Below are 26,232 nucleotides of genomic sequence, written 5' to 3'. Positions count from 1 at the left end.
GCCTCCCGCCCCACCCCACGCCCGCCTTCCCGCCCCCGCTGTGTCCCGGTTCAATGGATCGGGGCGGCTTCTGGGCTAAAATTGCCGATTCCGCCGCTCCAGTCTCAAAGCAGGCCCTGTGAAAAATCTCCTCCGCGCCCTGATCAGCCAAGGCATCGAAGCCTTGCGCGCCAACGGCACTCTGCCGGCCGATACCCTGACCCCGGAATTCGTGGTGGAACGCCCGAAGACCCGTGAACACGGTGATTTCGCCACCAATGCCGCCATGCTGCTGGCCAAGCCGGCGCGCAGCAACCCGCGCGCCCTGGCCCAGGCCCTGCTGGATGCGCTGCCCAAGAGCGATGATGTGCTGCGCGTTGAGATCGCCGGCCCGGGCTTCATCAATTTCCACCTCGCCCCCAGCGCCTACCAGCGCGAAGCGGCCAGCGTGCTCAAGGAAGGGGCCGATTACGGCCACAACCTGAGTGGCAACGGCCGCACAGTGGGCGTGGAGTACGTGTCGGCCAACCCGACCGGGCCCCTGCATGTGGGCCACGGCCGCGCGGCGGCCATCGGCGACTGCCTGGCCCGCCTGCTGGATGTGAACGGCTGGAACGCCAAGCGCGAGTTCTACTACAACGACGCCGGCGTGCAGATCGAGAACCTGGCCCTGTCCACCCAGGCGCGCGCCAAGGGCATCAAGCCGGATGACGCCGGCTGGCCGGAAGGCGGCTACCGCGGCGATTACATCGAAGACGTGGCCAAGGCCTACCTGGCCGGCGCCACCGTGGAGCTGGAAGGCCATGCGGTGGTGGGCGAGCGCGACCCGGACAACCTGGATGCGATCCGCCGCTTCGCCGTGGCCTACCTGCGCAACGAGCAGAACCAGGACCTGGCCGCCTTCGGAGTGGATTTCGACATCTACTTCCTGGAGAGCTCGCTGTACAAGGACGGCAAGGTCGAAGAGACCGTGGCCCAGCTCAAGGCCGCTGGCCATACCTACGAGGAAGGCGGCGCGCTGTGGCTGCGCTCCACCGATTTCGGTGACGACAAGGACCGCGTGATGCGCAAGTCCGACGGCACCTACACCTACTTCCTGCCGGACGTGGCCTACCACCTGAGCAAGTGGCAGCGCGGCTATGAGCGCGCCATCACCGAGCTGGGCGCGGACCACCACGGTTCGCTGGCGCGCGTGCGCGCCGGCCTGCAGGCGCTGGACGTGGGCATTCCCAAGGGCTGGCCGGAGTACGTGCTGCACCAGATGGTGACGGTGATGCGCGGCGGCGAGGAAGTGAAGCTGTCCAAGCGGGCCGGCAGCTACCTGACTCTTCGCGACCTGATCGAGGAAGCCGGCCGCGATGCCACCCGCTGGTTCCTGATTGCGCGCAAGCCCGATTCGCAGCTGACCTTCGATATCGACCTGGCCCGCCAGCAGAGCAATGACAACCCGGTGTTCTACGTGCAGTATGCGCACGCACGCGTGTGCAGCCTGCTGCGCCAGGCACAGGAGAAGGGGCTGTCGTACACCCCGGCCGAGGGTCTTGCCGGGCTGTCGACGCTGAACGACGAACCTTCGCTGTGGCTGATGGTGGAAATGTCGCGCTTCCCGGAAGTGGTGGAAGCGGCCGGCATCGCGCTGGAACCGCACCTGATCGCGCAGTACCTGCGTGAATTGGCGCACGCCTTCCACACGTGGTATCACGGCACGCAGGTACTGGTGGCTGACGAAGCCGAGCGCAATGCCAAGCTGACGCTGGCGTGTGCCGCCCGCCAGGTGCTGGCCAATGGTCTGAACATCCTGGGCGTTTCCGCCCCGGAAAAAATGTAAGCAGTGGAGAAGCAGTAAATGGCAGCACGACGCGGCAAGACCCAGGCGCGACGCAACACCAGCCAAGGCACGCCCGGATGGGTGTGGCTGGTGGCTGGCGTGGCGATTGCCGCGGTGGTGTTCCTGGCGGCACCGAACCTGTTCAAGAACGATGGCGACGGCTTCCTGCGGGTAGGCCCGCAGCCGGACCCGAACGCGCAGCCGGCCCCGGTCAGCGACGCGGACACCGACGTGGGCGCCGAACTGCCCAAGCCGGGGGCGGCCACCAAACCTGCCGAGCCGGCCAAGCCCGCCGCCACGCAGTACGACTTCTACACCCTGCTTCCGGGCAAGGAAGTGGAAATGTCCGATGCGGAGCTGGCCGCCAGCGCGCGTGCCGAAGACCAGCGCCGGGCCAAGGCCGAAGCGCAGCGCGCGCAGGCCGCGCTGGAAGGCCGCCCGGTTCCCGCGGCCACGCCGGCACAGACCACTGCAACGGCTACCGCAGCCACCGCCACCACTGCACCGGCCCCGTTGCCGGCGCCAGTGGCCGAGCGCCCGGCAGCCGCCGCTGCACAGCCGAAGCCGGTTGCAGCTGCCGCCACGCCCAAGCCGGAAACCCCTGCTGCGGCCGCGCCGGCTACGGCGGCAGCTGAGCCGGCCAACAACATGCGTTACATCCTGCAGGCCGGCGCCTTCGGGGCATCGGGCGATGCCGAAGCCACCAAGGCCAAGCTGGCCATGATCGGCCTGGCGGCGAGGGTGGAATCGGCGCAGATCAACGGCAAGACCGTATACCGCGTGCGCATGGGCCCGTACGGCACCGCCGGCGAGCTGGCAGAAGCCAAGCAAAAGCTGGACGGTACCGGGTTGCAGGCGATGGCCATCAAGGCGCAGTAGCGCCGACAGTTAGAGCCGACTGTCAGTCGGCTGCGAGTTACCCCGAAAGCCCCGCATTGCGGGGCTTTTTTTCATGGTGCAGCGCCTCGCTCATTGTCGGTTTAACCGGTTTAACCTATGCTCCTGCATTCCCTTCCGGGGATCGGCACTGCACTGGTTATCGGAGAGCCCCATGCGTATCGCCCATGACGTTTCCTATCTGGAAGTGAGCGAATCCAATGGCGAGTTGACCTCCAGGATCGGCATCAAGCCGATGAAGGAGCTCACCCTCAAATTGGGTGCCGCGCAGCGCGCACGCGAGGAAGTCATTCGCGTCATCGATCTCCGTGGCGAGACAGCGCACGACCATCTCCAAAGTGCCCTTCTTACAGCCTTCATGTCTTTGCACTACACCAGACATGCCAATATCCCTCTTCCTCGCGAGGGCGAGCCGACGTATCACTACGTTCTGCTGGGCACGGACAGTACCGCCAGACATATGCACGGGACGTCGATCAAGGATTCGCTGAAAGCACTTCGGGGCAGCGCCGCGGATGATCACTTGCTGATCGACTTCTCATGCGTTGCAGAGGCCAGGCTGTTCGCGATTGAAGAGCTCTATCGGCGTGTGTACGGCCAGCCTTCCGAGCACGCGGAGCCGCAGCAGCTCGAACAGGACGCGGCTGCGCGCCGGATGAAACTCGCCAGTCAATGGCCAACCGCAGCGGAGGTAAGCCGCAACCTGGGCTCGTCCGCCGGGAACGCCAGCCATCTGGCAACCAAGTACCGTCGCTCAGGAAAACTGCTCGGTGTCTATCTTCCCGTGCCGGGTGGCAGCTGGCGCTTTCCGCAGTGGCAGTTCCAACGCGATGGGCAGCCCGTCATGCACCTCGAAGAGATCCTGAAGGTGCTGCACGAGCCGGGTCCATTTCTTGATACTGATCGCCGCAGTACCGGCTGGGGCGAAGTGGAATGGTTTCAGTCCGGCCACGTGTTGCTGGATGGCCACACGCCCGCCGAGGTGCTGGCAACCCATCCGCATCGTGTGTTGGCCGCGGCCAAAGCCGAGTTCAGCGAGGAGCCTTGATGCCGGGTGGCACACCTTGGTTGACCGACGAACCGGTTTGGTTCGAGCCCCCTACCGGGGAGCTTTATCGGGTTCACCCAGGCGTGTTTGATGCAGCCCTGCCCAATCCTGCGAGCAGGGCTCGCTTCGCGCTGCCGGGCACCCATGCCATGTTCTATGCGGCTGATTCGCTTGAAGGGGCGCTGTGGGAAGCGTTATTGCGTTACACGGTGATCGGACGCAAAGGCCTGTGCGAGTTCCCTACCGCCAAGCTCAAGGGTCAGGTTGTATCGCGGGTTCGCTTCAAGGCGGCCCGATCCAGGCTGTTGCCGCTCAGTCGCCCCGGCCTGCAGCACTTGTTTCCTGATGGAGACAGCGCGGCTGTGCAGGCAGTCAAGTTCCTGACCACCACACCTGATCACACCGCCACCCATGTGGAGGCGGCCGAACTGCATGCCTGCTTGCTGGGCCTGACACCTCCGATCGAGGACATGCCGATGTTGAGCTGGAAGTCACGCCAGTTTGAAGATTCGACGGTGTATCTGTCCTATCACCGGCACGGCGCTCCGTCTGGGTGGGAACACGTTGGCGCTTCCCAGTCCTTGGATACTCCGGCGGGAATGGCACTCATCCAGGCAGCGCTGGGCAGGCACAAGTTCGAGTGGACACCGCTCAACACCCTACCGACCCACGTGATCAATGACAGCGGGGTTTGATACGGTATCCACCTATCCCTCAGTACGGAACACGCATGGGCAGCTCAGACGGCAACAACCACCGCATCGACAACATCGAATTCAACGTGGCTGACATCGCGCGCAGCAAGGCGTTCTACGGCGAGGTGTTCGGTTGGACCTTCACCGATTACGGCCCGGGCTACACCGAATTCAACGACGGCCGCCTGCGCGGTGGCTTCACCACCGATGGGCCGGTACGCGCTGGCGGGCCGCTGGTGATCCTGTATGCCGATGACCTCGACGCCACGCAGGCGCGGGTGGAAAAGGCCGGTGCGGCCATTTCCACGCCGGCCTTCGACTTCCCGGGCGGGCGCCGGTTTCATTTCCGCGACCCCGATGGGTATGAGCTCGCGGTATGGACGGCGGCCTGATCAGTCGCGGGCGACCTGGAAGCCGGCAAACGACTGGCTGACCGGCATCAGTTCGAGGCGGTTGATGTTCAGGTGCGCCGGCAGGTTGGCCACCCAGAAGATCTGCTCGGCGATGTCCTCGGCGGTCATCGGGTTGGCGCCGGTGTAGAGCGTGTCCGAGGCGGCCTGGTTGCCGTGGGTGCGGACCAGGGTGAATTCGGTTTCAGCCATGCCCGGTTCGATGGTGGTCACGCGCACGCCGGTGCCGTGCAGGTCCGAGCGCAGGCCCAGCGAGAACTGGCTGACGAAGGCCTTGGTGCCGCCGTAGGCGTTGCCGCCCGGGTAGGGGTACACGCCGGCCACCGAGCTGATGTTGATGATGGCGCCCTTGCGCGCCACCAGCTGCGGCAGCAGGCGGTGGGTGAGCGTGACCAGCGCGGTGACGTTGGTGTCGATCATGGTGCGCCAGTCTTCCAGCGAAGCGCTCTGGGCCGGGGCGGTGCCCTGGGCCAGGCCGGCGTTGTTGACCAGCAGGTCGATGTCGGCGAAACCGGCCGGCAGCGCGGCCAGGGCCGCTTCCATCGCGGCGTTGTCGCGCACGTCGAAGACCGCCGCATGTACGCGCTCGGGGCCGTAAGCATCGACCAGCGGCTGCAGCCGTTCGGCACGGCGCCCGGTGGCGATGACCCGCCAGCCGGCCTGGGCGAAACGATGGACGGCGGCGGCGCCAAAGCCGGAAGTGGCGCCGGTAATCAGAGCGGTACGGGTCATCGGGGGTCTCCGTGGGATTCCCGACCATTTTCGCACCCTGCGCCGCACTGTGTTGGCGGGCGCTGGCGGAATCAGCGGATGCGGAACACCCGGGCCTTGGGCAGGTCTTCGTCCACCTGCAGGAACCAGCGCCCGGCAATGCCCGGCACCACCACTATGGGCGGGTTGCTGCGGCTGGCCTTGAGCTTCATTTCCCCCTTGAGCACCTGCCACTGCTGGCCGTTGTCCAGGGTGAACACGGTGCCCGGCTGCCAGCCATCGACCTGGCCGGCGACGCTGGCATGGATAGGGCCGTCGTCCAGGCCGGGGAACATCGGGGCCGGGGTGGGCGCGCCGGGCAGCGGTGCCGGGGCTGCCTCGGCAACCACCGGAGCCGGCGCCGGGGCGCGGGCGTCGGCCTCGCGCAGCAGGCGGTTCAGGGTCTGCAGCTGGGCGGGGGTGAGCCCCACGTCGGCCAGCTGCTGCGGGTCCACGCGCTGTTCGATCGCCACATACGGGGCCTGGGCCGAGGCCGCCGCGGCCAGCCAGACCATGCCCACACCCGCCAGAACCTGCCACCTGCGCATTGCCTGCTCCACTGCCTGTTGATGCCTGAGGAGCGCACTGTGCTTCACTTTCATGGCAGCCAGATGACAGCCGCAACCGGCCGTTTCGGGGCCCGGCGGCGGGTGGGGGTAAAATGGCGGCCAGCCACGCAGCCGCGTCGGCGGTATTGGACGTCTCATGATCAACAACGATGTACTGCGCAGCATCCGTTACATGCTCGACCTGAGCGACGGAAAGATTGCGGAAATCTGTGCCCTGGCCGACCCGGCCTTCGTGGTGGACAAGGCCGATGTGCCCGGTTGGCTGCGCAAGGAAGACGAGGAAGGGTTCGTGGCCTGCGATGACCGCACGCTGGCGCACTTCCTGGATGGGCTGATCGTGCAGTTCCGCGGCCGCGATGAAAGCCAGCCGTTGCGCCCGGTGGAAAAGCGCATCACCAACAACCTGGTGCTGAAGAAGCTGCGGGTGGCCTTCGAGCTGAAGGATGTGGACATGCATTCGATCTTCGAGAGCGCGGGGTTCCCGGTCTCGAAGCCGGAGCTGTCGGCGTTGTTCCGGCAGCCGGATCATAAGAATTTCCGCGCGTGCGGCGATCAGCTGCTGCGTAATTTCCTGAAGGGTTTGACGCTGCGCGTTCGTCCAGCGTAAGGCGCTGCTTCGATTGGGGTCCATGCGTCAATGCGCTGATGGACCCTATCGGCGGTCGTTTGGGAACCGACCCTACCCTCCCGGCGCGCCGACGGTCAGGTTTTTGCGCACCGGCCCTGGTCGGTGCGCATTGGCGATGCGGCATGGGCGACGCCGGTAGGGTCGCATCCCTATCGACCGCACGCGCGGGTGGGTACCCCGGTAAGGCATGACCGCTGGCGAAACGGTGCGGTTTCAATCACCGCCCGCACCTCAGAACGTTGTCTGGATCGCGAATTCCACGCGGGAGCCGGCGTTGCTGCCGAACAGGCGCTTGGCGGCGCGGTCGGTGTCGTGGGCGGTCAGGCGCAGCTCCCACGGGCCATGCACCTTCCAGATGGCGCTGAGCTGGCCGTGCAGGTAATCGTCGGCGTACGCGCTGTCGAGCCAGTACTGGCCCACCGCGCCTTCGATGCGCCACTGCTCGCCCAGCGGCAGGCGAGCGCCCAGCTGGGCATACGTGCCGGTGCGGCCGCTGGCCAGGGCATCGTCGGAAACACCGACGCTCACCCAGTAGCGCTCCTTCCAGGTCAGCGTGCTGTTGAGCTCGGTCCAGTCCAGGTCCACGTTAGTGGACGGGTAGAGGTAATGGGTGAGGTTGACGTCCAGCGCCCAGTCCGGTGCCAGCGCGCCGCTCCAGCCGGCGACGATGTCGAACTCGCTGCGTGCACCGGCATCCGGTTCGAACGACACGCCGGAGCCCCACACCGAGGCATACCAGCCCGATTCGCTGCTGAGCTTGACCCCGGCCTGCACGGTGGGATCTTCCATCGTCTGCGAGCTGCCGCGCCAGACGTAATCGGAGGTCAGCGTGGCGCTACCGTCCACGCCCGCGAGCGCCGAGCCACTGAGCGCCAGGCCAAGTACCAGTCCGCTCATCCGGCGCAGTGCGCGCCCTGTTTCCTGCTTTGCCACCACGTCCACCACTCCTGAAAACGGCCGCGCCGTTGAAGCGCACAGTGTGGTGAGCGTGGCCGTAAAGGCGCCATGCGCCGCAGCGGCGGGGCGCGCAAATTCGGCGTAAAAGCTGCCCACCAGGCCTTCAGGCGGCCCGCGCTATCATGGCGGCCCTGACTGACCTGCAGCGAGAAACGCGTGGACGCGATCCTGACCCCGGTATCGATTGGCGAACTGATCGACAAGATCACCATCCTGGAAATCAAGGCCGAACGCATCACCGATGCCGGCAAGGTGGCCAACGTGCGCACCGAACTGGAGGGGCTGCTGCCGCTGTGGCAGGAACAGCTGTCCGCGCAGCCGGGGCTGGAGGCGCTGAAGACCCAGCTCAAGGCCATCAACGTGCGGATGTGGGACATCCAGGACCAGCTGCGCGACAAGGAAGCGGCGCAGGTGTTCGATGATCAGTTCATCCAGCTCGCGCGAGGGGTGTATGGCACCAACGGCGAGCGGGTGAGGGTGAAGAACGAGATCAACCGGATTGCCGGGTCACAGCTGGTGGAAGAGAAGCAGTATCAGGGGGAGTGATTGCGCCAGCCACGCAGGGCGTGGCTCTACCGCGCGCATCCCGTAGAGCCACGCCCTGCGTGGCTGGATCCCTCAACGGGCGGTAGCGGCCAAAAACCGTTCGCGGTCCTGCTGGGTGCGCCGGCGGATCTCCGCCAGCGCTTCATTTTCCGTGGCTTCCAGCATGGATTCGAACAGCCGCTGGAAGTGATTGCGCATTGCCGTGCGCGCCGCGCCGGGGTCGCGCAGGCGCAGGCCATCGAGGATGGCGGTGTGTTCGTCGTTGCGGGTGTCGCCGTCGTTGTGGCACACGTTGGCATACACCTGGCGCACCCGCGGCAACTCGTTGCGCATGCGCCAGATCAGCTGCACGCAGTGCTCCACCACCGGGTTGCCGGCAATGCGCGCAATGGCGAGGTGGAACTGGCGGTCGGCCTCGCTGGCGGCCGCCTCGCTCGAGGTCGGGTCGGTCATTGCCGCAATCAGCCCTTCCAGCATTTCCACTTCCGCATCGGTGATGCGGCTGGCGGCCATGGCCGCCGCCTCGGCTTCGATCACCGCACGGGCGGCGGTGAGGTCGAACGCCGATACATCCGGCAGCGCGCCAGGGGCGGCCGCCGGACGTGCCTTCACGTACACGCCCGAGCCGGTCTTGATGGTGATCAGGCCCTGCGCCTCCAGGGCGATTTCCGCTTCGCGCACCGTGACCCGGCTTACCCCCAGCCGTTCGGCCAGGTCGCGTTCGCCGGGCAGGCGCGAGCCGGGCGGGAATTCGCCCTTCTCGATCAGCGCGACGATTTCAGCGGCAATGGACTGGTAAAGGCGGGGTTCGGACATCTTCAAGGCCTGGCTGTACGGTGGCTGGGAACCGGAGTTGCGCTTAGAAACGGTAGCGTACCCCCAGATAATACCGCCGGCCGTAGGTGGTGTACTCGCGGAAGCTGCCCAGGATGGGCATATCCGACACCCGCGGCTCGTCCGTGAGGTTGCTGGCCGACAGCGATACCGACAGGTGCTTGTTCACCTTGTAGGTGGCGCGGAAGTCCAGCGAGCCATTGTCGCGCACGTAGCGGTTCTGCGCCGGGTCGCCCACGAACTGCTGGTAGTAATCGGAGCGGTACTTGTAGATGGCCTGCAGGTCCAGCTTGCCCAGGCCCCAGTACACCTGCGCCGAGGCGACGTGCTTGGACAGGCCGAAGATGTTGGCCGGCTCCACGATGCCCGGGGTGACGATGCCGGTACCCGGGTCGGTGGACTCGCCCAGCCGCAGGTCTTCGGTCTTGAAGTTGGAATGGGCGTAGTTGTAGCTGGCCTTCACGCCCAGCCCGGCGAAGATGCCCGGCAGGTAGGAGAAGCTGTGCGAGCCGGTGAGCTCGAAGCCGATCAGGTCGCTCTTCTGGTCGCTGGTGGCCAACTGCTCCACCGGCACGGTGACGCTCACCCCGTCGATGTCGAAGTTCTCGCCCACCACCACCGGCACCGAGCCACCGTTGAACTGCTTGTAGTACACGGCGGTGGACAGCATGGAATCGGCGTTGGCGTACCACTCCAGCGAGACATCGGCATTCCACGACATCAGGGGGGTGGCGCGCGGGTTGCCGGTGGCGGTGATGTTGCCCAGTGCATCGGCCACGCTGCCGAATTCGGTATCCACTTCATCCAGGTTGAAGCTGCGGCCGTAGCCGAGCGCGGCGAGGTCCGGGCGCGACATCGCGCGGTAGGCACCCACGCGCAGCAGCAGGTCCGGGCGCAGTTCGAAGGCGGCGTTGAAGCTGGGCAGCCATTCGTTGTTGCTGGCCTTGAGCACCTGCCGGGTGAAATCGCCGGTGGGTCGCAGGGTCACGGTGCCGTCGGGGTTGTTGACCACGTCCAGCCCGCTGCGCAGGCCCATCGAACGCACGTCGGTGTGCACCCAGCGCACGCCGATGTTGCCGGTGACCGGCACGCCGAACCACTCGCTGCTGTAGTCGCCCATCAGGTAGATGGCGCTGGTTTTCTCGGTCACATCGTTGTTGGCCGGGTCGCGCAGGTCCGCGCTGAGGCCGGTGTCGTCCACGCCGGTGAAGGCCTTGAACAGACAGCGGCTGTCGAAGGTCGCCCACTGGTCGATCGTGTTGCCGCTGGCGTTGGCCAGGAAATCATCCTGCGGGAAGGCCTGGCGGCAGGCCTGGTTGGCGGCGCGGATCGCGGCGACATTGGTGGTGGTGACATCCACGGTGTCGGTGAAGTCGGTGTAGGTCGCTTCGGAACGGCGCAGGCCACCCTTGAGCGCGGTGAAGAAGCCGCTTTCCGGGGTGAACGCCGCATCGAAGCGGCCGGCGCGGATGGTGTGTTCGCGGTCCTGCTGACGGCGGCGGATCAGGGCTGAATCAGTGAAGTTGTCCGGGTTGTTCACATCGAACGCCGGATCGAGGTAGATGCTGGGCACATCGCCGCTGTAGTCGTAGGTGTAGTCGACATAGCGGGTGTTCTTGATGCCGGCCACCGGCCTGCCGTTGACGTCGGTACGACCGGCGCGCAGGCGGGTGGAGCGCTCGATCTGCGAACGCTGGGTGTTGGAGTAGGACAGATCCGTGGAGAACATCCACGCCGCGCTGGGCCGCACGATCACGTTGAACCCGCCGCCGGTGTATTCCTCGTTGCGTTCCAGGAAGTTGCCGGTGGAATCGATGGTGGTGCTGCCGGTGTGGCTGAGCAGCGCGCCGTCGTCGGTGACCACGCGATTGTTGATGTTGCGCATCATCGACGACAGCGTGAGGTCCGAACGGTCTTCGGTGTAGTCGCGCTTGGAGTGCTGGTAATCCAGGTTCACTTCCACCGCGTCGTTGGGCCGCCACTGCAGCGCGCCGAACTGCGAATCGCGCTTGTCGTGTTCGATGAACTGGCGATACAGGCGGCTGCCGGGCACCAGGTAATACGGCACGCCGTTGGCCACGTCGTTGCCGTTGACCTGGGTGCAGTTGCGGGTGGCGCCCACCACTTCGCGGCCATCGCAGGCCGCCCAGGTGGTGCTGCTGGAGAACAATTCTTCGGGGTTGCTGCCTTCCAGCGCCTGCAGGCCGAGCGAAACGCCGAGCTTGCCGCCGCCACTGAAATCGAACTGGTCGATGTAGCTGGCGGTACCGCGCCAGCCCACGCCGTCGCCATCCTTGAGCCGGTCGTCGTATTCCTGCCAGGTGCCGCGCCCGTCCAGCTGGAAGGTGCGCTTGCCGTACTCGAGCGGCTTGACGGTTTCCATGTTGACGGTGCCGGCGGTGCCGCCTTCGACGAAGTCGGCGCGCTGGGTCTTGTAGATGGCCACGGTGTTGATCAGCTCCGAGGGGAACTGGTTGAAATTCACCGAGCGGTCGCCGCTGCCGTTGGTGGCCTCGCGGCCGTTGAAGGTGGACGAGCCCAGGAACGGGCCCAGGCCACGGATCGAGATTTCCGAGGCGCCGCCCTTCTCGCGGTGGGTGGAGGCGCCGGTAATGGTTTCGATGGCTTCGCCGATGGACAGCGCCGGCAGGTCGCCGATGTCTTCGGCCGACAGCACGTCGGAGACCACGGTCTCGTCGCGCTTCTTGTCGATCGAGGTCTGGATGGTGCCGCGGGTCCCGGTCACCTGGACCTGGTCAAGGGTGGTGGCCTGCGCCGGCGCGGTGGCCGGGGCGGCGTCCTGTGCGTGGGCCAGCGGCAGGGCCGCGGTGGCGCACAGGGCATAGAACAGCGCGCTGTGCAGCGCGGTGTGGCGGAAGCCTCGTGGCGAGGCCGTACGGCGGTCATGCAACATCGTGATCTCCCTCCCAGGATGGATCGTCCGACTACACAGATTCGATCCGGAAGATTCACGGTTGGAGGACCAATGTCAATTAATTGGTACTAAAGTCTACCCCGGTGATGCACCTAGGCCAGTTACAACAAGTTTTATGTGCGGATGCAGCAGATATTTGCGCAAATGGCTTACCAGCTGCGGCTAAAGTGGTATGTGATTGTGGTTGACGTCGTTGCGGTCGAGGCTGTTACCATCCGGACTCGCGTTGGGGTCCATGGTGATCTGGGAGGGTTAACCTGTGGCACAGCAACAAGATGTGGGTATGAGTAGGGCGGTACAGCGTTGGTTTCGGTGGGGTCCATGCGTTATGGGGCCGATCGGCCTTACTGGCCGGCGTTTGGGAACCGCCGCTACCGTGCTGGCGCTCCTGCCTGGCGTTGCCTGGTCGGCCGAGTATCTGGTGCATGACGCCGCTGGGTACGCTGCCGCTGCGAAGGGCCTGAAACCCGGAGATACCATCGTTCTGGCCGATGGGACGTGGCGGGATGTGGATCTTCTGCTGACGGGTACCGGCACAATTGGTCAACCAATTCGTCTGACCGCGCAGACGCCCGGCAAGGTGATCCTGAGCGGGCAATCGCAGCTGCGGCTGGCCGGGGCCTATCTGGAAGTGTCCAACCTGATCTTCCGCGATGGCTGGGCGCCGGGTGGTGAGGTGGTGAGCTTCCGCAGCTCCTCCAAGGCCTGGGCCGAGCACAGCCGGGTCACCGGCATCGTGATTGATGGCTACAACAAGCCCGACCGCGCCCAGTCCGACAACTGGGTGGCGATGTACGGCAAGTTCAATCGCTTCGACCACAACCAGCTGGTGGGCAAGACCAACGCCGGCACCACCCTGGTGGTGGTGCGCAATGCCACCAGCGGGTTGGATAACCGCCACCGCATCGACCACAACTGGTTCGGTCCGCGCCCCAACCTGGGCAGCAACGGCGGCGAGACCATCCGGGTGGGCACCAGCCACGATTCGCAGTCGGCCTCCAACACGGTGGTGGAGAACAACTGGTTCGAGCACTGCGATGGCGAGGTGGAGATCGTCTCCAACAAATCCGGTGGCAACCTCTACCGCGGCAACGTGTTCAAGGAATCGCGCGGCTCGATGGTGCTGCGCCACGGCCACGGCAACGTGGTGGAGCGCAACATCTTCCTGGGCAACGGCAAACCCCATACCGGTGGGGTGCGGGTGATCAACCGCGACCAGATCGTGCGCGACAACTATTTCGAAGGCGTGGCCGGCGATGGCTTTGCCTCGGCCCTGGCGGTGATGGCCGGCACCCGCGATGCGCCACTCAACCGCTATGAGCAGGTGGACAACGCGCTGATCAGCCACAACAGCTTCGTGCAGGCGCGCTACCTGTTCCTCGGCGCCGGGCTGGACGAGGAGCGCAACGCGATGCCGGTGCGCAGCAAGATCGCCGACAACCTGTTCGTCGGCGATGGCAGCGGCGAGCTGCTGCGCACGCAGGGCGACCTTGCCGGCATTGCCTTCAGTGGCAACGTGCAGAGCCCGGCGGCGTCGCCCGGTTTCCCCAACGGCGTGCAGGGCCGCAGCCTCACCCTGCAGCGCGCGGCCAACGGCCTGCTGTATCCGCCGGCCGGTATTGAGGTGGGCGCACCGCGCGACCTGGCGCCGGTGCCGCGCGAACAGGTCGGCGTGGCGTGGTATCCCAAACAAATCACCCAGACCGCGTTGGACAGCGGCCGCGCGCATCGCGTCGCGCCGGGCGAAGACACCCTGGTGACCGCCGTGGCGGCCAGCGCCGCGGGCGACCGCCTGCAGCTGCAGCCCGGTGACTACCGCATCAGCCAGGTGCTGGCGATAAACCATCCGCTGAGCGTGATCGGCCCGGCCAAGGGCAAGGCCACGCTGCGTTTCTCACGACCGTCGCTGTTCGAGATCCGCCCCGGCGGCTCGCTGCGCCTGGCCGGACTGGAGATCGACGGCAGCTTGGCGCCGGATGCGGCCGGCAATGCGGTGATCCGGGTACCGCCGGGCAGCCAGGCCTTCGACTACACGCTGGAGATCGCCAACAGCCGCATCCACGACCTAAGCAGCAACAAGGCCTTTGATGTGATCAACACCGGCAAGGGCACGTTCGCCGCGTTGATCCGGCTGCACGGCGTGACGGTGAACGACATCAGCGGCAGCGTGATCGCCGCCGCCGCCGAGACCGACGACCTGGGCACCTACAACGCCGAAACGGTGGAGATTGTCGATTCGATCTTCCAGCGCATCGGTGGCCCGCTGGTGAACCTGTACCGCGGCGGCACCGATGAGAGCACCTTCGGGCCGGCGTTCGAGCTGCGCGGCAGCCACCTGGAACAGGTGGGCAACGTGGGCGACACCAGCCTGCGCCTGCACGGCGTGCAGCAGGCCCACCTGAGCGACACCACCTGGCTGCGCAGCGGCCGGGTGCATTTCACCCACCAGACAGGCGAGCCGCACCTGCGCCTGCGCAACACCACGTTCACCGCTACGGCGGCGCTGCAGTCCGATACCCCAGCCGAGACTTTGCCATGACGCGTTCCACGCCCCTGATGCTGCTGCTGGCGGCCACCTTCAGCGCCGCCGCGCTGCCCGCCGCGCACGCCCAGGCGCCCAACGCCGCCACGCGCGGTGCCGAAGCCAGCAGCGCACCGGTGCTGGTCACCGCCGCCCAGTGGGAGCAGATGCGCCGCGATGGCGCGGGCTACCCGATGTTCGCCAGGGAACAGGCCCGTGCCGAGAAGCTGGTGCGCGCGATGATGAAGGCCGGCATCGATGTGCCGGTGCCCAAGGACAAGGGCGGCGGCTACACCCACGAACAGCACAAGCGCAATTACCAGGCCATCCAGGCCGCAGGCGCGCTGTACCGGCTCACCGGCGACAAGGCGTATGCGAACTTCGCGCGCGATGTACTCCTCGGCTACGCCACGCTGTACCCCGGCCTGGGCGCGCATCCGGAAGGCCGCGGGCAGATTCCGGGGCGTCTGTTCTGGCAGACCCTCAATGATTCGGTGTGGCTGGTCAACGCGGTGCAGGGTTACGACGCGATCCGCGACAGCCTCAGCGCCGATGAGCGCCGCACCATCGACGACAACGTGTTCCGGCCGATGGCGCAGTTCCTGAGCGGCAACCCGGAGAACTTCGACAAGATCCACAACCACGCCACCTGGGCGGTGGCCGCCACCGGCATGACCGGCTACGTGCTGCGCGACCCGGTGCTGGTGGACCAGGCGCTGAAGGGCAGCAAGCGCGATGGCAACGCCGGCTTCCTCAAGCAGGTGGACCAGCTGTTCTCGCCCGATGGCTATTACGAAGAGGGCCCTTACTACCAGCGCTATGCGCTGGCGCCCTTCATCCTGTTCGCCAACGCGATACAGCGCAACGAACCCGAACGCGGCATCTTCAAGCGCCGCGACGGGGTGCTGCTCAAGGCGGTGGATGCGCTGGTACAGAGCAGCTACGGCGGCTACTTCATCCCGATCAACGACGCGATCCTGGACAAGGGCCTGGACACCGAAGAGCTGGTTGCCGGCATCGACATCGCGTACGCCAACACCGGCGATGCACGGTTGCTGTCGGTCGCCAAGGGCCAGAAGCGCGTGCTGCTCTCTCCCGAAGGGCTGCAGGTGGCCAAGGCGCTGGCTGAAGACAAGGCCAAGCCCTACGCCTTCGTCCCCACCCTGCTACGCGATGGCCCGGACGGCACCGAAGGCGCGCTGGCCATCCTGCGCATGGGCGGCGAAAACGGCCAGGCACTGGTGATGAAGAACACCAAGCAGGGCATGGGCCACGGCCACTTCGACAAGCTCAACTGGCTGTTCTACGACAACGGCCAGCGTGTGGTCACCGACTACGGCGCCGCCCGCTTCCTCAACATCGAAGCCAAGTCCGGTGGCATCTACCTGCCCGAGAACACCAGCTGGGCGCGGCAGACGCTGGCGCACAACACCCTGGTGGTGAACGAGCAGAGCCACTTCGGCGGCGACTGGAAGAAGGGCCAGCCGCTGGCCCCTGCCCCGCTGCTGTTCGCGGTGACCGACGACACCCAGATCGTGTCGGCACGCATGGAGGGTGCGTATGACGGGGTGAGCTTCACCCGCACCCAGGCGCTGCTCGCGCACCCGTCACTGGGCCAGCCGGTGGCGCTGGACCTGCTGCGCGTGGACGGCAGCACGCCGGCCCGCTACGACCTGCCGCTGCACTTCAACGGCCACATCATGGACGTGGGCTTCAAGGCGCAGTCGGCGGTGACCACGCGCCCGGTGCTGGGCAAGGCCAACGGCTACCAGCACGTGTGGGTGGATGCCTCCAGCGAACCGGGCACCGAGGCGCGCAGCCTGACCTGGCTGCTGGATGGGCGCTTCTACACCTACCGCTTCGCCAGCACCGCGCCGGCGCGGGCGTTGATCGGCGAGAGCGGTGCGAACGATCCTTCCTTCAACCTGCGCCGCGAACCGCTGCTGCTGCAGCGCGTGGATGGCCAGGCGTCCACGACCTTCTACGGGGTGCTGGAGCCGCATGGCCAGTACGACGGCACCGCCGAAACCGTGCGCGGCGCCAACAGCCGCATCGACCGGCTGGTGCACTACCGCGGAAAGGACGCCAGCGTGCTGGTACTGGACCTGGCCGGTGGCCAGCGGCTGGCGCTGGGCATTGCCGATGACCCGTCCAAGGGCGGCAGCCATGAGGTGAGCGCCGACGGCCAACGCTGGAACTGGAGCGGTGGCTGGAAGCGCTTCGATACGGCCACCGGCAAGGGCGGCAAATGAACGTGAGCACCCGAACCCGTTCTTACGTGCGCTGGCTGATCGTGGCGCTGATCGCGGTGGCCACGGTGATCAACTACATCGACCGCAACGCCCTGGCGGTGATGTGGCCACAGATTTCCAAGGACGTGGGCGCCACCAAGGAAGACTATGCGCTGCTGGTCACGGTGTTCATGCTGTTCTACGCCGCCGGCCAGTTCGTGTTCGGCCGCCTGTTCGACATCATCGGCACCCGCATGGGCTTTGCGCTCTCGATTGCGGTGTGGTCGATCTCGATCGCGCTGCATTCGGTGACCCACTCGATCCTGTCCTTCAGCATCGTGCGCGCCATGCTCGGCATCAGTGAAGCAGGCGCATGGCCCGGTGCGGTCAAGGCCAACGCCGAATGGTTCCCGGCACGTGAGCGGGCCCTGGCGCAAGGCGTGTTCAACGCTGGCGCATCGATCGGCGCCATCATTTCCGCCCCCCTCATCGCAGTGCTGTTCCTGTGGCTGGGCTGGCGCGGCACCTTCATCCTCATTGGCGCCATCGGGTTCGTCTGGCTGCTGCCGTGGCTGATCATCTACCGCGCCGGGCCGGACAAGCACCCGTGGGTGAGCGCGGCCGAACGCGCGTTGATCCTGGATGCGCCGGCCGAACAGCCGGCCGTTCCCAAGGTCGAATACGTGCCGAACGTGCGCCAGCTGCTGGGCCACCGGCAGACCTGGGGCATCCTCACCACGCGCTTCTTCATCGACCCGATCTGGTGGCTGTTCGTGTCGTGGCTGCCGATCTACCTGGCCGATACCTTCGGTTTCGACATCAAGCAGATCGGCATCTTTGCCTGGGTGCCGTACGTGGGCGCGATGATCGGCAGCCTCGGCGGCGGCTGGTTGTCCGGGCGGCTGATCGGGGCCGGCTGGAGCGTGGACCGCGCACGCAAATGGGTCATCACCCTGGGCGGCGCGATCATGGCCCCGGCGCTGCTGGGCGCGGTGCTGGCCACCGACCCGGTGTGGGCGGTGGTGACCATTGCCTTCGTGCTGTTCGGTTTCCAGATCGCCATCGGCAACATCCAGACCCTGCCCGGCGACATCTTCAACGGCAAATCGGTCGGCTCGCTGGCCGGGCTGGGCGGCATGGCCGCCGTGGCCGGCACGCTGATCACCACCTGGCTGGTGCCGGTGATGACCCGCGACTCCTATGCACCCATTTTCATCCTGGTGGCGGCGCTGGTGCCCGCTTCCCTGCTTGCCCTGTGGCTGGTGACCGGACGCGTCGAGAAGCTCGACGCGCCGCCTTCCCGCTGAGGTTTTCCTTTCCCCCCTCGCATCACTGGAGTACCAAATGAATCAGTTCAAGGACAAGGTGGCGATCGTCACCGGTGGCGGCCGCGATATCGGCCGTGAGATTTCGCTGAAGCTGGCCGCGGCCGGCGCCAAGGTGTGCATCAACTACGCCAACGACGAAGCCAGCGCGCAGGAGACCCTGCAGCAGGTGCAGGCCGCCGGCGGCACCGCCATCGTGCACCGCGCCGACGTGACCGACGCGCAGGCCGTGGCCGGCATGGTTGCCGCCACCCAGGCTGCGTTCGGGCCACGGATCGACGTGCTGGTGAACGTGGCCGGTGGCATGGTGCAGCGCCGCCCGCTGGCCGAGATCGACCCGGCGTTCTTCCACAAGGTGATGGACCTCAACATGAGCTCGGTCTACCTGACCACCCATGCGGTGGTGCCGCACATGCCCGAAGGCGGCGCGATCGTGAACTTCGCCTCGCAGGCCGGCCGCGATGGCGGTGGCCCCGGCGCGTCGATCTACGCCACCGCCAAGGCGGCCGTGATGACCTTCACCCGCGCCATGGCCAAGGAACTGGGCCCGCGCGGCATCCGCGTCAACGCGCTGTGCTGCGGCATGATCGCCACCCGCTTCCACGATGAGTTCACCAAGCCGGAAGTGCGTACCGCCGTGGCCGGCAACACCCCGCTGCGCCGCCAGGGCCGCCCGCAGGAAGCGGCCGACACCGCCGTGTACCTGGCCTCGGATGCCGCCGGCTTCATCACCGGTGCCAACGTCGACGTCAACGGCGGCACCTACTTCTCCTGATAGACCGCTGACCGCCTGGGAGGGCCGCCATGCTGCGCTGGATCACTGCACTTTCATTTGCACTTGCCACCAGCGCCGCGGCGCTGCCCACCCAGGCCCAGGTCTGGGTACCGGCCTGGACTGCCTCGCCGGCGCCCGACCGCCAGGACGGCACGCCGGAAGCACCGGTGCAGTTCGCCAACCAGACCGTGCGCCAGGACATGCGCCTGGCCAGCTCGGCCACCGCGCTGCGCTTCCGCATCACCAACGAGCTGGGCGTGGCGCCGCTGCATATCGGCGGCGCCACCGCACAGCGCACCGGCACGGCCACGCCGGCCAAGCTGGTGACCTTCAACGGGCGCAGCGAGGTCACCGTGCCAGTGGGCGCGGTGCTGCTCAGCGACCCGGTGCCGATGGCGGTGCCGGCGCTGGCTGATGTCTCCCTCACCGTGTATTTCCCCGAACCCACCCAGCCGGCGGTGCGGCGCACCGCGCTGCGCATTGCCGACGGCCGCCAGGCCGAGGTTGCCGACAAGGTGAAGCTGGCCTACCGGCAGAACGTGGTGTCGGCGGTGCTGGCCGAGCGCAGCACCACGCCGATCGTGGTGGTCGCATTGGGCGATTCGATCACCGAAGGTGCCACTGCCACGCGCGGCAGCAATGGTGATTGGCCCTCGCTGCTGGCCACCCGCCTGCAGCAGGCCTGCCCGGACCAGGTGGTGCTGGTCAACGCCGGCATCAGCGGCAACAAGGTGATGGACCATGGCCGCAGCCACAGTGCGCTGGCCCGGCTGGACCGCGATGTGATCGCGCTGCCGCATGTGAACCGGGTGATCCTGTTCGAAGGCATCAACGATATCCGCCATGACGGCGGCACCCCGCCGGTGGCCGGCCGCTACGCCGATGACATGGTGCTGGGCTATCGGCAGGTGGCCGAGCGCCTGCACAGCAACGGCATCCGCGCCATTGCCGCAACGATGACGCCGTTCGGCGGCTCTGACCGCTACGAACCCGTATCGGCCGGCACCCGTACCACGCTCAACACCTGGATGCGCGGTGGGCGCAGTGGCTTCGATGCGTTGATCGACTTCGACCAGATCCTGCGCGATCCGGCCAAGCCGGAATTCCTGCCGGAAGCCATCACCCGCGATTTCCTGCACCCCAACGATGAAGGCTACCGGCGCATGGCCGAGGGCGTGGACCTGGCCGTGCTCGGGTGCAAGGCACGATGAGCACGCAGCAGTTCCAGCTGGCCCGGCACGCCAGCCCACGCTGGGCCGCAATGGCGCTGGGTGAAGTGATGTTGCGGTTCGACCCGGGCGAAGGCCGCGTGCGCAACGCCCGCCAGTTCCAGGTATGGGAAGGCGGCGGCGAGTACAACGTGGCACGCGGGTTGAGCAGTACCTTCGGCCATGACACTGCGGTGCTGACCGCACTGCCGCGCAACGAGCTGGGCCTGCTGGCCCAGCAGCTGATCCAGGCCGGCGGCGTGGACAGCAGCCAGATCCTCTGGCGCGAGTACGATGGCATTGGCCGCAACACGCGGATGGGGCTGAACTTCACCGAGCGCGGCTTCGGCGTGCGCGCGCCGCTGGGGGTGTCCGATCGGGCGTACTCGGCCGCCTCACAGCTGCAAGCCGACGAATACGACTGGGACACGCTGTTCGGCGTGCACGGGGTGCGTTGGCTGCACACCGGTGGCATCTTCGCCGCGTTGTCCGAGCGCAGCGCGCAGACGGCCATCGCTGCCGTGCGCGCCGCGCGCCGGCATGGCGTGGCGGTGTCCTACGACCTCAACTACCGCGCCAGCCTGTGGAACAGCCATCCGGACCCGGACGCGGCGCGGCATGCCAACTGCGCGATCGCCGCCGAGTGCGACCTGCTCATAGGCGATGAGTACTCGTTCGCGGCCTGCCTGGGCATGGACCTTGCCGATCTGGGCCGGCGCGAGACGCCGATGGATGTGGGACCGGCCGATGCGGCCGCGCTCCGCGCAATGGAACGGTTCCCCAACCTGCAGGCGGTTGCGTTCACCCTGCGCGATGCCAGCAACGCGGCCCGCAACGGTTGGGCTGGGGCGCTGCGCAACCGCGAGGCGCTGTTCGTCTCCTCCGCGCGCGAAGTGGACCTGCTGGACCGCGTGGGTGGCGGCGATGCCTTCGTGGCGGGGGTGGTGCATGCCCTGCTGGGAGGCCTGGGCGAACAGGTGGCGGTGGAGCTCGGCGCGGCGCACGGCGCACTGGCGATGTCCACGCCGGGCGATGCCGCATGTACCAGCCGCGAGGAAGTGGAAGCGGTGGCGCGCGGTGACGGGGCCGCCGCCCGGCGATAGCGCGCGCGGTTCAGCGCGGCTCGGCGAGCCGCGCCAGGCCTTCGGTGGCGGAGCGGGTCAAGGGGGCGGGCAACGCGTCGGCCGCAAACCAGTCCACGGCAAGGATTGCTTCGGGTTCGAGCGATGCGGCCGGCGTGTCGTCCAGCGTGCGCGCCAGGTAGACCGGTGCCACCCAGTGCTGGCCCAGCGCCGGCTCGAAATGGTCCACTACGCAGAGCAGCCGCTCCAACGCGATGCGCAGGCCGGTCTCTTCCAGCACTTCGCGCACCACGGTGTCTTCCACCTTCTCCATCCAATCGACCTTGCCGCCGGGCAGGCCCCAGTGGCCCTGCTCGGGCGGACGCCCGCGCTTGACCAGCAGGACGGCACCATCGGCACGCTGGATGACGGCACCACAGCCGACGCGGGGGTGTTGCAGTGGGGTCGGCTGGGACATGAGGTTCTCCGGGAGGCGGCGGCATTATCGCCTGCGGGCCCGCGACCACCAACGGTGGCCGCCTACCGTCTGCTGTGCACCCGGGACCATCCGTGGTGGCCGCCAACCGATGCTTCGGATCCGCGACCATCCGTGGTGGCCGCCAACCGTTGCTTCGGACCCGCGACCATCCGTGGTGGCCGCCTTCCGATGGATGCGGCGGTAGGTACCGACCGTTGGTCGGTACGCTTTTCGCGCCCACAAAAAAGGCCCGGCATGTGCCGGGCCTCCTTTCGCTGCGCCAGTCAGGCACGCAGCGGAGCGATCAGACGCCGCTTACCAGCTGAAGCGCGGGCCGACCGACCATTCCTTGTCACCGTGGCGATCCATCTTGATATCGCCGTTGATGCCCCAGTTCTGGTTCAACTTCACCTGGCCACCCAGGCGGCCGTAGAACTGGCCATCCGGATTGATGCCGTGCTTCTTGCTGTAATCCTCGTAACCGGCCATTGCATAGACTTCAGCGTGCTGGCCGAACGCGGTGCGGATACCGGCTTCAGCGCTGTAGCCGTTGAAGTCCAGGCCTTCCTTCGGGTCGAACTTGTTGTAGGCAACGCGGCCCACGAAGTCGGTGCTGGTGGCGATTTCGTGGTTGTAGCCCACGCCGACGCGCCACTGGTCAACCTTGAAGTTGCCGATGTCGGTCTTCTGCTGGTTGTATTCACCAAACGCATGGAAGTTCGGCAGGAAACCGTACGAACCCTTCACACCCCAACCGTCGGCCTTGCCACCATCGGCATCGGTCTTGACGTAATCGCCTTCGGCGTAATTGTAGGACAGGCCTTCAGCGGCCGAAGCGCCGAACGGCAGAGCGGCGGCGAGCGCCAGGGCAATCAAGGAGGTCTTCATGGGGGTACACCTTTTCTGTTGTTTCGTTCGTGCAGTGGCACAAGCGGCTTCTGCATCGGGAATGTAAATTCTCCGTTATTCGACACAACGCGCCCTGAAGTGAGCCGGTTTCGGCTACGCGAATTTTTGGCATCCATTCAGACGCGTCGTGTCATATACGCGCGCGCTGCATTTTTCAGGTGTGCTGTGTGTGTTCGCGGCACACGATGAACCTCGCGTTTACAACGCGTGGGATAAAGGGAAATGGAAGTGATGGAGAGGTCGCCGCTGGAACCATGCCGAAATGATTCGGCAGGGCGAAGGGAATCCGGTCACGACGATACCCTTGCAGGGCGTCACGCGCTGGGGAAGCCGCTCTTGGGGAGTAGTCGGCTAACGCGTCCATCTTCCGTGTTGCACCGGCTGACGCAGCTCTGGCATCAAACCGCAGGGCCCTTGGGGTGGCCTGCCCGGCGCTTGCATAGTGAGGCCGATAGCGGCGCGCGAATATCAGGATGTTCCTCACCGTCGTTAAGGGTTTTCTTACCCTTGCTTCGCTGCAATGCAGCGCAGCAGCGACTTAACCCTTTGATTTTCCGACTGCACATGTCGGATTAACGAAATCATCACCGCCTCCAGCCTGCTGTGGAGGCACTGTCGATTTCCCGCGCCCCCACGCGTCGTATTCCTTGAAGGTGCCCGCCGTGGCGCACCGGTTACCGGAGGCTGCAGATGTCCTATATCGACGGTTTCGTATTGGCGGTACCTACCGCCAACAAAGACAAGTTCATCAAACACGCCAACGAAGGCGATTCGGTGTTCATGGAATTCGGCGCGCTGCGCGTGGTGGAGTGCTGGGGTGATGACGTCACCCACGGCAAGCAGACCGACTTCTTCCGCTCCGTAGAAGCCAAGGACGATGAGACGGTTGTGTTCTCCTGGATCGAATGGCCGGACAAGGCCACCCGCGATGCAGGGATGGAAAAAATGATGAAAGACCCGCGCATGGATCCGGCCAACAATCCCATGCCGTTCGACGGCAAGCGGATGATCTATGGCGGCTTCGTACCGATCGTGGAACTCAAGAAGTAGCAGGCGCTGTAGCGGGCGAATCGACGACCCAGGCAGCCACCGCCCCGCTCAGCGCGCGTGGCTGCTGTCGTCGTCCTGGCCATGGCTCATGCCCACCCCGGCGCCGCCACCGCCCATGCCGCCCATGCCACCACCGCCGCCGCCCTTGCCCCCGGCGCGGTCGCCGGCCTCGGCCTTGCCCCGCGCACCACCGGCCGCAGGCCGCGCCGGGCCTTGGCGCGGAATCGCCACGCTGGCGGGAATGGGCGCCAGGTCCAGCGCCTCGCGGATGAAGTCGCGCAGCGATACCACCAGCTCGGCGGTCGGCACCGCGCGGCCTGCGGCCAGTTCGTTGGCCGCGTGTGCGGCCAGCCGCACCTGGTCGTCGGTGCCCAGCAGCACGATGTCCGAGAGCGCCGCTTCCACCGCATCGCGGATCCGGCGTGCACGGTCGCTGCCGGTGCTCAGTGGCAGGTTCAACGTTTCGTCGCCCTCGCCGGGTGCCTGGCGCAGGTCACGCAGGTGGCGCGGATCGACATGCAGCGCGCCGGTGAACGACCCGCCGAGCGTCTTGTAGGCGGCAATCAGGGTGCGCAGCCGCTCGTTGATCTGGCGGTTCTCGCGCTCGCGGCGCTGCTGCAGGGTCTGCATGAACACCAGGCGGATGCCCACGCCGATCAGGGTGATGACCGCCAGCCCGACCAGGGTGGAGAGCATGGCCTGCCAGGAGCTGAAGTCCAGGTTGCGCATCGGCGTCAGCTCACCCGCACTTGGAATACCCACAATTCAGGCAGGTGGCGCAGCCGTCCATGAATACCTGTGCCTTGGTGAAGCACTTCTCGCACATGCTGGCGCTGGGCGGAAAGCTGGCGCCGTCGCCGGTGATGGCCAGCTCTTCGCTCTCCCGCGCTTCGTACTCGCGGCGCTTTTCGGCGATCAGCGCGCGTTGCGCGGCGCTCATCTCCGGGTCGTGCAGCAGGCCGATCGACTTGAGGTGGTGTTCGACGATGCTGCCCAGTTCGGCCACCAGCGAGGGCATGTAGGCGCCGCCGATCTTGTAGTAGCCGCCGCGCGGGTCGAACACGGCCTTCATTTCCTCGACCAGGAAGGTCACGTCCCCGCCCTTGCGGAATACGGCAGACATGATCCGGGTAAGCGCCACGATCCACTGGAAGTGCTCCATCGACTTGGAGTTGATGAACACCTCGAAGGGCCGGCGCAGCTCGTGTTCGGTGCCCGGGTTGAGCACGATGTCGTTGATGGTCACGTAGAAGGCGTGCTCCACCATCGGCGATTTGATCTTGTAGGTGTTGCCGACCAAGACGTCGGGGCGCTCGATGCGCTCGTGCATCTGCACGATGTCGTTGGCGGCGTCCGGGAGCGGGGCGGCGGTAGGCGCTGCCTGGCGCGTCTCCTCGGGGGTGACGACGGCATACCCGGTGATCTTCTGATCGATCCTGACAGCCATGGTGCGTTTCCTCGGTGTTCACGGCGCCCGCGCGGGGCGGGCGCCGTGCATTACCTGCTTACTTGCGGGCGCGCTTGGCCGGGGCCTTGCGGGCCACGGTCTTGGCGGCGCGCTTGGCCGGTGCAGCCTTGCGGGCAACCGACTTGCGGGCAACAGCGGTCTTCTTGGCGACAGCCTTCTTGGTGGCGGCCGACTTGCGGGCCACGGTCTTCTTGGCGACAGCAACCTTCTTGCCGACCGTCTTGCGGGCGGTGGCGGACTTCTTGGTGACGGCCTTCTTGGTGGCAGCGGACTTGCGGGCGACCGTCTTCTTGGCGACAGCGACCTTCTTGCCAACGGTCTTGCGGGCAGTGGCGGTCTTTTTGCCCACGGCCTTCTTGGTGGCCGCCGACTTCTTGGCCACAGCCTTCTTGGCGGTAGCGACCTTCTTGCCAACAACCTTCTTGGCGGTGGCGGTCTTCTTGGTCACGGCCTTCTTGGCAGCAACCGACTTCCTGGCGACAGCCTTCTTGGCGGTGGCAGCCTTCTTGCCCACGACCTTCTTGGCGGCGGTGGTCTTCTTGGTCACGGCCTTCTTGGCGGTGGCGACCTTCTTGCCGGCAACCTTCTTGGCGGCCTTGGTGGTCTTGGTCACGGCCTTTTCAGCAGCGGCCTTCTTCTTGGCAACCTTCTTGGTCAGCGCGGCGGCCTCGGCCTTGGCGTTGCTCTTGGCGGTTTCCAGCTTCTTCTTGGCGGTGGCCAGGCTCTTGCCGACCGACTTGGCGGCCTTGTCAGCCTTCTTGGCGACGGTCTTCTCGGCCTTCTTGACAGCCTTCTTGACCTTGGCAACCTGGGTGGTGGCAGCCTTGCGCGCGCGCTTGGCGGTCTTCTTCACCGAAGCGACCACTTCTTCAGCGGTGTGGGCGATGGTCTCGCCAACGTTACCGGCGGTTTCTTTCACAGTTTCCACACCCTGCGACAGGGTCGCGGTGACGCCATTTCCGTTGCTCATGTTTTGCCTCCTGAGGGGCCAGTCAGTGATTTCGCTGGCGATGCTATACCGGCGCGGACGATCGTGGAACGGTCTTGTCGCAGCCCGTGAGCCGCCTTTGTGCTTGCCCGGCCGGCGCCATGAATCCGGCGCGGACGGGAATCACGCATGAAACCACTTG

24 protein-coding genes are annotated in these 26,232 nt (G+C 66.3%); 14 read left to right on the top strand and 10 right to left on the bottom strand.

Annotation, left to right across the window (positions count from 1 at the left end; translation table 11 throughout):
• The first annotated feature begins 118 nt into the window (after nt 1-118).
• From argS to ACQG3P_RS09130, 5 genes are all read left to right on the top strand, one after another.
• Nucleotides 119-1,807, top strand: coding sequence for an arginine--tRNA ligase (gene argS / locus ACQG3P_RS09150; RefSeq protein WP_426804849.1), 1,689 nt, complete (start codon nt 119-121; stop codon nt 1,805-1,807).
• Nucleotides 1,808-1,825: 18 nt separating this feature from the next.
• Nucleotides 1,826-2,686: an SPOR domain-containing protein gene (locus ACQG3P_RS09145; protein ID WP_426804848.1), complete on the top strand. Its 861-nt coding sequence runs from the start codon at nt 1,826-1,828 to the stop codon at nt 2,684-2,686.
• A gap of 172 nt (nt 2,687-2,858) precedes the next feature.
• Entirely contained in the window at nt 2,859-3,752 is an 894-nt protein-coding gene (locus tag ACQG3P_RS09140) for a hypothetical protein (RefSeq protein WP_254622249.1), read from the top strand.
• 20 nt (nt 3,753-3,772) lie between these two features.
• Nucleotides 3,773-4,447, top strand: coding sequence for an RES domain-containing protein (locus ACQG3P_RS09135; RefSeq protein WP_426804847.1), 675 nt, complete (start codon nt 3,773-3,775; stop codon nt 4,445-4,447).
• A 35-nt stretch (nt 4,448-4,482) separates the two neighbouring features.
• Complete coding sequence (locus ACQG3P_RS09130; RefSeq protein WP_210133085.1) at nt 4,483-4,839, top strand: VOC family protein; 357 nt, start codon at nt 4,483-4,485, stop codon at nt 4,837-4,839.
• Here ACQG3P_RS09130 and ACQG3P_RS09125 read toward each other — a convergent pair whose 3' ends face one another.
• Together ACQG3P_RS09125 and ACQG3P_RS09120 are read right to left on the bottom strand one after the other, a co-directional pair.
• Entirely contained in the window at nt 4,840-5,589 is a 750-nt protein-coding gene (locus ACQG3P_RS09125) for an SDR family NAD(P)-dependent oxidoreductase (protein WP_093534970.1), read from the bottom strand.
• Nucleotides 5,590-5,660: 71 nt separating this feature from the next.
• Nucleotides 5,661-6,155: a hypothetical protein gene (locus ACQG3P_RS09120; RefSeq protein ID WP_426804846.1), complete on the bottom strand. Its 495-nt coding sequence runs from the start codon at nt 6,153-6,155 to the stop codon at nt 5,661-5,663.
• Nucleotides 6,156-6,312: 157 nt separating this feature from the next.
• Here ACQG3P_RS09120 and ACQG3P_RS09115 point away from each other — a divergent pair, with 157 nt between their 5' ends.
• Nucleotides 6,313-6,783, top strand: a complete 471-nt coding sequence (locus tag ACQG3P_RS09115; RefSeq protein ID WP_210133083.1) for a DUF1456 family protein — start codon at nt 6,313-6,315, stop codon at nt 6,781-6,783.
• Between the two features lie 252 nt (nt 6,784-7,035).
• Here the strand turns inward: ACQG3P_RS09115 and ACQG3P_RS09110 are convergent, their stop codons facing one another.
• Nucleotides 7,036-7,701 (bottom strand): TorF family putative porin, encoded by a 666-nt coding sequence (locus ACQG3P_RS09110; RefSeq protein WP_426804869.1) that lies wholly within the window; start codon nt 7,699-7,701, stop codon nt 7,036-7,038.
• Between the two features lie 216 nt (nt 7,702-7,917).
• Between ACQG3P_RS09110 and ACQG3P_RS09105 the strand changes: the two genes are divergently transcribed.
• On the top strand, nt 7,918-8,307 hold the full coding sequence (locus ACQG3P_RS09105) for a DUF6165 family protein (protein WP_426804845.1): 390 nt from the start codon (nt 7,918-7,920) through the stop codon (nt 8,305-8,307).
• 72 nt (nt 8,308-8,379) lie between these two features.
• Here ACQG3P_RS09105 and ACQG3P_RS09100 read toward each other — a convergent pair whose 3' ends face one another.
• Entirely contained in the window at nt 8,380-9,123 is a 744-nt protein-coding gene (locus ACQG3P_RS09100) for a FadR/GntR family transcriptional regulator (protein ID WP_184126111.1), read from the bottom strand.
• A 43-nt stretch (nt 9,124-9,166) separates the two neighbouring features.
• On the bottom strand, nt 9,167-12,055 hold the full coding sequence (locus tag ACQG3P_RS09095) for a TonB-dependent receptor (RefSeq protein ID WP_426804844.1): 2,889 nt from the start codon (nt 12,053-12,055) through the stop codon (nt 9,167-9,169).
• A 397-nt stretch (nt 12,056-12,452) separates the two neighbouring features.
• Between ACQG3P_RS09095 and ACQG3P_RS09090 the strand changes: the two genes are divergently transcribed.
• From ACQG3P_RS09090 to ACQG3P_RS09065, 6 genes are read left to right on the top strand one after another with little or no spacing between them, the layout of a single operon-like run.
• A complete protein-coding gene (locus ACQG3P_RS09090; RefSeq protein ID WP_426804843.1) occupies nt 12,453-14,615 on the top strand; it encodes a chondroitinase-B domain-containing protein in 2,163 nt (720 codons plus the stop codon).
• Entirely contained in the window at nt 14,612-16,849 is a 2,238-nt protein-coding gene (locus ACQG3P_RS09085) for an oligoalginate lyase (RefSeq protein ID WP_426804842.1), read from the top strand. Before ACQG3P_RS09090 ends, ACQG3P_RS09085 begins: the two co-directional genes overlap by 4 nt.
• A complete protein-coding gene (locus ACQG3P_RS09080) occupies nt 16,846-18,135 on the top strand; it encodes an MFS transporter (protein WP_141236179.1) in 1,290 nt (429 codons plus the stop codon). The genes ACQG3P_RS09085 and ACQG3P_RS09080 overlap by 4 nt, the downstream gene beginning before the upstream one ends.
• A gap of 37 nt (nt 18,136-18,172) precedes the next feature.
• A complete protein-coding gene (locus ACQG3P_RS09075; protein WP_145481097.1) occupies nt 18,173-18,928 on the top strand; it encodes an SDR family NAD(P)-dependent oxidoreductase in 756 nt (251 codons plus the stop codon).
• Between the two features lie 29 nt (nt 18,929-18,957).
• Nucleotides 18,958-20,139, top strand: a complete 1,182-nt coding sequence (locus ACQG3P_RS09070) for a GDSL-type esterase/lipase family protein (RefSeq protein ID WP_426804841.1) — start codon at nt 18,958-18,960, stop codon at nt 20,137-20,139.
• The gene (locus ACQG3P_RS09065) at nt 20,136-21,239 is read left to right on the top strand and encodes a sugar kinase (RefSeq protein ID WP_426804840.1); all 1,104 of its coding nucleotides are present in this window, start codon (nt 20,136-20,138) and stop codon (nt 21,237-21,239) included. The genes ACQG3P_RS09070 and ACQG3P_RS09065 overlap by 4 nt, the downstream gene beginning before the upstream one ends.
• Before the next feature lie 10 nt (nt 21,240-21,249).
• Here the strand turns inward: ACQG3P_RS09065 and ACQG3P_RS09060 are convergent, their stop codons facing one another.
• Both ACQG3P_RS09060 and ACQG3P_RS09055 read right to left on the bottom strand, forming a co-directional pair.
• Nucleotides 21,250-21,675, bottom strand: a complete 426-nt coding sequence (locus ACQG3P_RS09060) for an NUDIX domain-containing protein (protein WP_217537625.1) — start codon at nt 21,673-21,675, stop codon at nt 21,250-21,252.
• Nucleotides 21,676-21,990: 315 nt separating this feature from the next.
• Complete coding sequence (locus ACQG3P_RS09055; RefSeq protein ID WP_068848647.1) at nt 21,991-22,563, bottom strand: Ax21 family protein; 573 nt, start codon at nt 22,561-22,563, stop codon at nt 21,991-21,993.
• 711 nt (nt 22,564-23,274) lie between these two features.
• Here ACQG3P_RS09055 and ACQG3P_RS09050 point away from each other — a divergent pair.
• Nucleotides 23,275-23,634: a DUF1428 domain-containing protein gene (locus tag ACQG3P_RS09050; protein WP_282248375.1), complete on the top strand. Its 360-nt coding sequence runs from the start codon at nt 23,275-23,277 to the stop codon at nt 23,632-23,634.
• A 48-nt stretch (nt 23,635-23,682) separates the two neighbouring features.
• Here the strand turns inward: ACQG3P_RS09050 and ACQG3P_RS09045 are convergent, their stop codons facing one another.
• The 3 genes from ACQG3P_RS09045 to ACQG3P_RS09035 are packed head-to-tail and all read right to left on the bottom strand — an operon-like array spanning nt 23,683 to nt 26,072.
• A complete protein-coding gene (locus tag ACQG3P_RS09045) occupies nt 23,683-24,363 on the bottom strand; it encodes a hypothetical protein (protein WP_426804839.1) in 681 nt (226 codons plus the stop codon).
• A 10-nt stretch (nt 24,364-24,373) separates the two neighbouring features.
• On the bottom strand, nt 24,374-25,081 hold the full coding sequence (locus tag ACQG3P_RS09040; protein ID WP_184126120.1) for an NrdJb: 708 nt from the start codon (nt 25,079-25,081) through the stop codon (nt 24,374-24,376).
• A gap of 58 nt (nt 25,082-25,139) precedes the next feature.
• Entirely contained in the window at nt 25,140-26,072 is a 933-nt protein-coding gene (locus ACQG3P_RS09035; RefSeq protein ID WP_426804838.1) for a histone, read from the bottom strand.
• Nucleotides 26,073-26,232: the final 160 nt, after the last annotated feature.

This window comes from Stenotrophomonas sp. SrG, assembly GCF_050031795.1.
GTDB classification, from domain to species: Bacteria; Pseudomonadota; Gammaproteobacteria; order Xanthomonadales; family Xanthomonadaceae; genus Stenotrophomonas; species Stenotrophomonas rhizophila_A.
Note: the sequence above shows the minus strand (reverse complement) of the source record. Positions and strands in the feature narration are given on the sequence as shown.

What these genes read in the sequence shown, in the direction of transcription:
- ACQG3P_RS09145 (WP_426804848.1), top strand. Translation starts at nt 1,826, where the DNA reads ATGGCAGCACGACGCGGCAAGACCCAGGCGCGACGCAACACCAGCCAA.
- ACQG3P_RS09140 (WP_254622249.1), top strand. Translation starts at nt 2,859, where the DNA reads ATGCGTATCGCCCATGACGTTTCCTATCTGGAAGTGAGCGAATCCAAT.
- ACQG3P_RS09130 (WP_210133085.1), top strand. Translation starts at nt 4,483, where the DNA reads ATGGGCAGCTCAGACGGCAACAACCACCGCATCGACAACATCGAATTC.
- ACQG3P_RS09125 (WP_093534970.1), bottom strand. Translation starts at nt 5,589, where the DNA reads ATGACCCGTACCGCTCTGATTACCGGCGCCACTTCCGGCTTTGGCGCC.
- ACQG3P_RS09120 (WP_426804846.1), bottom strand. Translation starts at nt 6,155, where the DNA reads ATGCGCAGGTGGCAGGTTCTGGCGGGTGTGGGCATGGTCTGGCTGGCC.
- ACQG3P_RS09115 (WP_210133083.1), top strand. Translation starts at nt 6,313, where the DNA reads ATGATCAACAACGATGTACTGCGCAGCATCCGTTACATGCTCGACCTG.
- ACQG3P_RS09110 (WP_426804869.1), bottom strand. Translation starts at nt 7,701, where the DNA reads ATGAGCGGACTGGTACTTGGCCTGGCGCTCAGTGGCTCGGCGCTCGCG.
- ACQG3P_RS09100 (WP_184126111.1), bottom strand. Translation starts at nt 9,123, where the DNA reads ATGTCCGAACCCCGCCTTTACCAGTCCATTGCCGCTGAAATCGTCGCG.
- ACQG3P_RS09095 (WP_426804844.1), bottom strand. Translation starts at nt 12,055, where the DNA reads ATGTTGCATGACCGCCGTACGGCCTCGCCACGAGGCTTCCGCCACACC.
- ACQG3P_RS09085 (WP_426804842.1), top strand. Translation starts at nt 14,612, where the DNA reads ATGACGCGTTCCACGCCCCTGATGCTGCTGCTGGCGGCCACCTTCAGC.
- ACQG3P_RS09080 (WP_141236179.1), top strand. Translation starts at nt 16,846, where the DNA reads ATGAACGTGAGCACCCGAACCCGTTCTTACGTGCGCTGGCTGATCGTG.
- ACQG3P_RS09075 (WP_145481097.1), top strand. Translation starts at nt 18,173, where the DNA reads ATGAATCAGTTCAAGGACAAGGTGGCGATCGTCACCGGTGGCGGCCGC.
- ACQG3P_RS09070 (WP_426804841.1), top strand. Translation starts at nt 18,958, where the DNA reads ATGCTGCGCTGGATCACTGCACTTTCATTTGCACTTGCCACCAGCGCC.
- ACQG3P_RS09065 (WP_426804840.1), top strand. Translation starts at nt 20,136, where the DNA reads ATGAGCACGCAGCAGTTCCAGCTGGCCCGGCACGCCAGCCCACGCTGG.
- ACQG3P_RS09060 (WP_217537625.1), bottom strand. Translation starts at nt 21,675, where the DNA reads ATGTCCCAGCCGACCCCACTGCAACACCCCCGCGTCGGCTGTGGTGCC.
- ACQG3P_RS09055 (WP_068848647.1), bottom strand. Translation starts at nt 22,563, where the DNA reads ATGAAGACCTCCTTGATTGCCCTGGCGCTCGCCGCCGCTCTGCCGTTC.
- ACQG3P_RS09050 (WP_282248375.1), top strand. Translation starts at nt 23,275, where the DNA reads ATGTCCTATATCGACGGTTTCGTATTGGCGGTACCTACCGCCAACAAA.
- ACQG3P_RS09045 (WP_426804839.1), bottom strand. Translation starts at nt 24,363, where the DNA reads ATGCGCAACCTGGACTTCAGCTCCTGGCAGGCCATGCTCTCCACCCTG.
- ACQG3P_RS09040 (WP_184126120.1), bottom strand. Translation starts at nt 25,081, where the DNA reads ATGGCTGTCAGGATCGATCAGAAGATCACCGGGTATGCCGTCGTCACC.
- ACQG3P_RS09035 (WP_426804838.1), bottom strand. Translation starts at nt 26,072, where the DNA reads ATGAGCAACGGAAATGGCGTCACCGCGACCCTGTCGCAGGGTGTGGAA.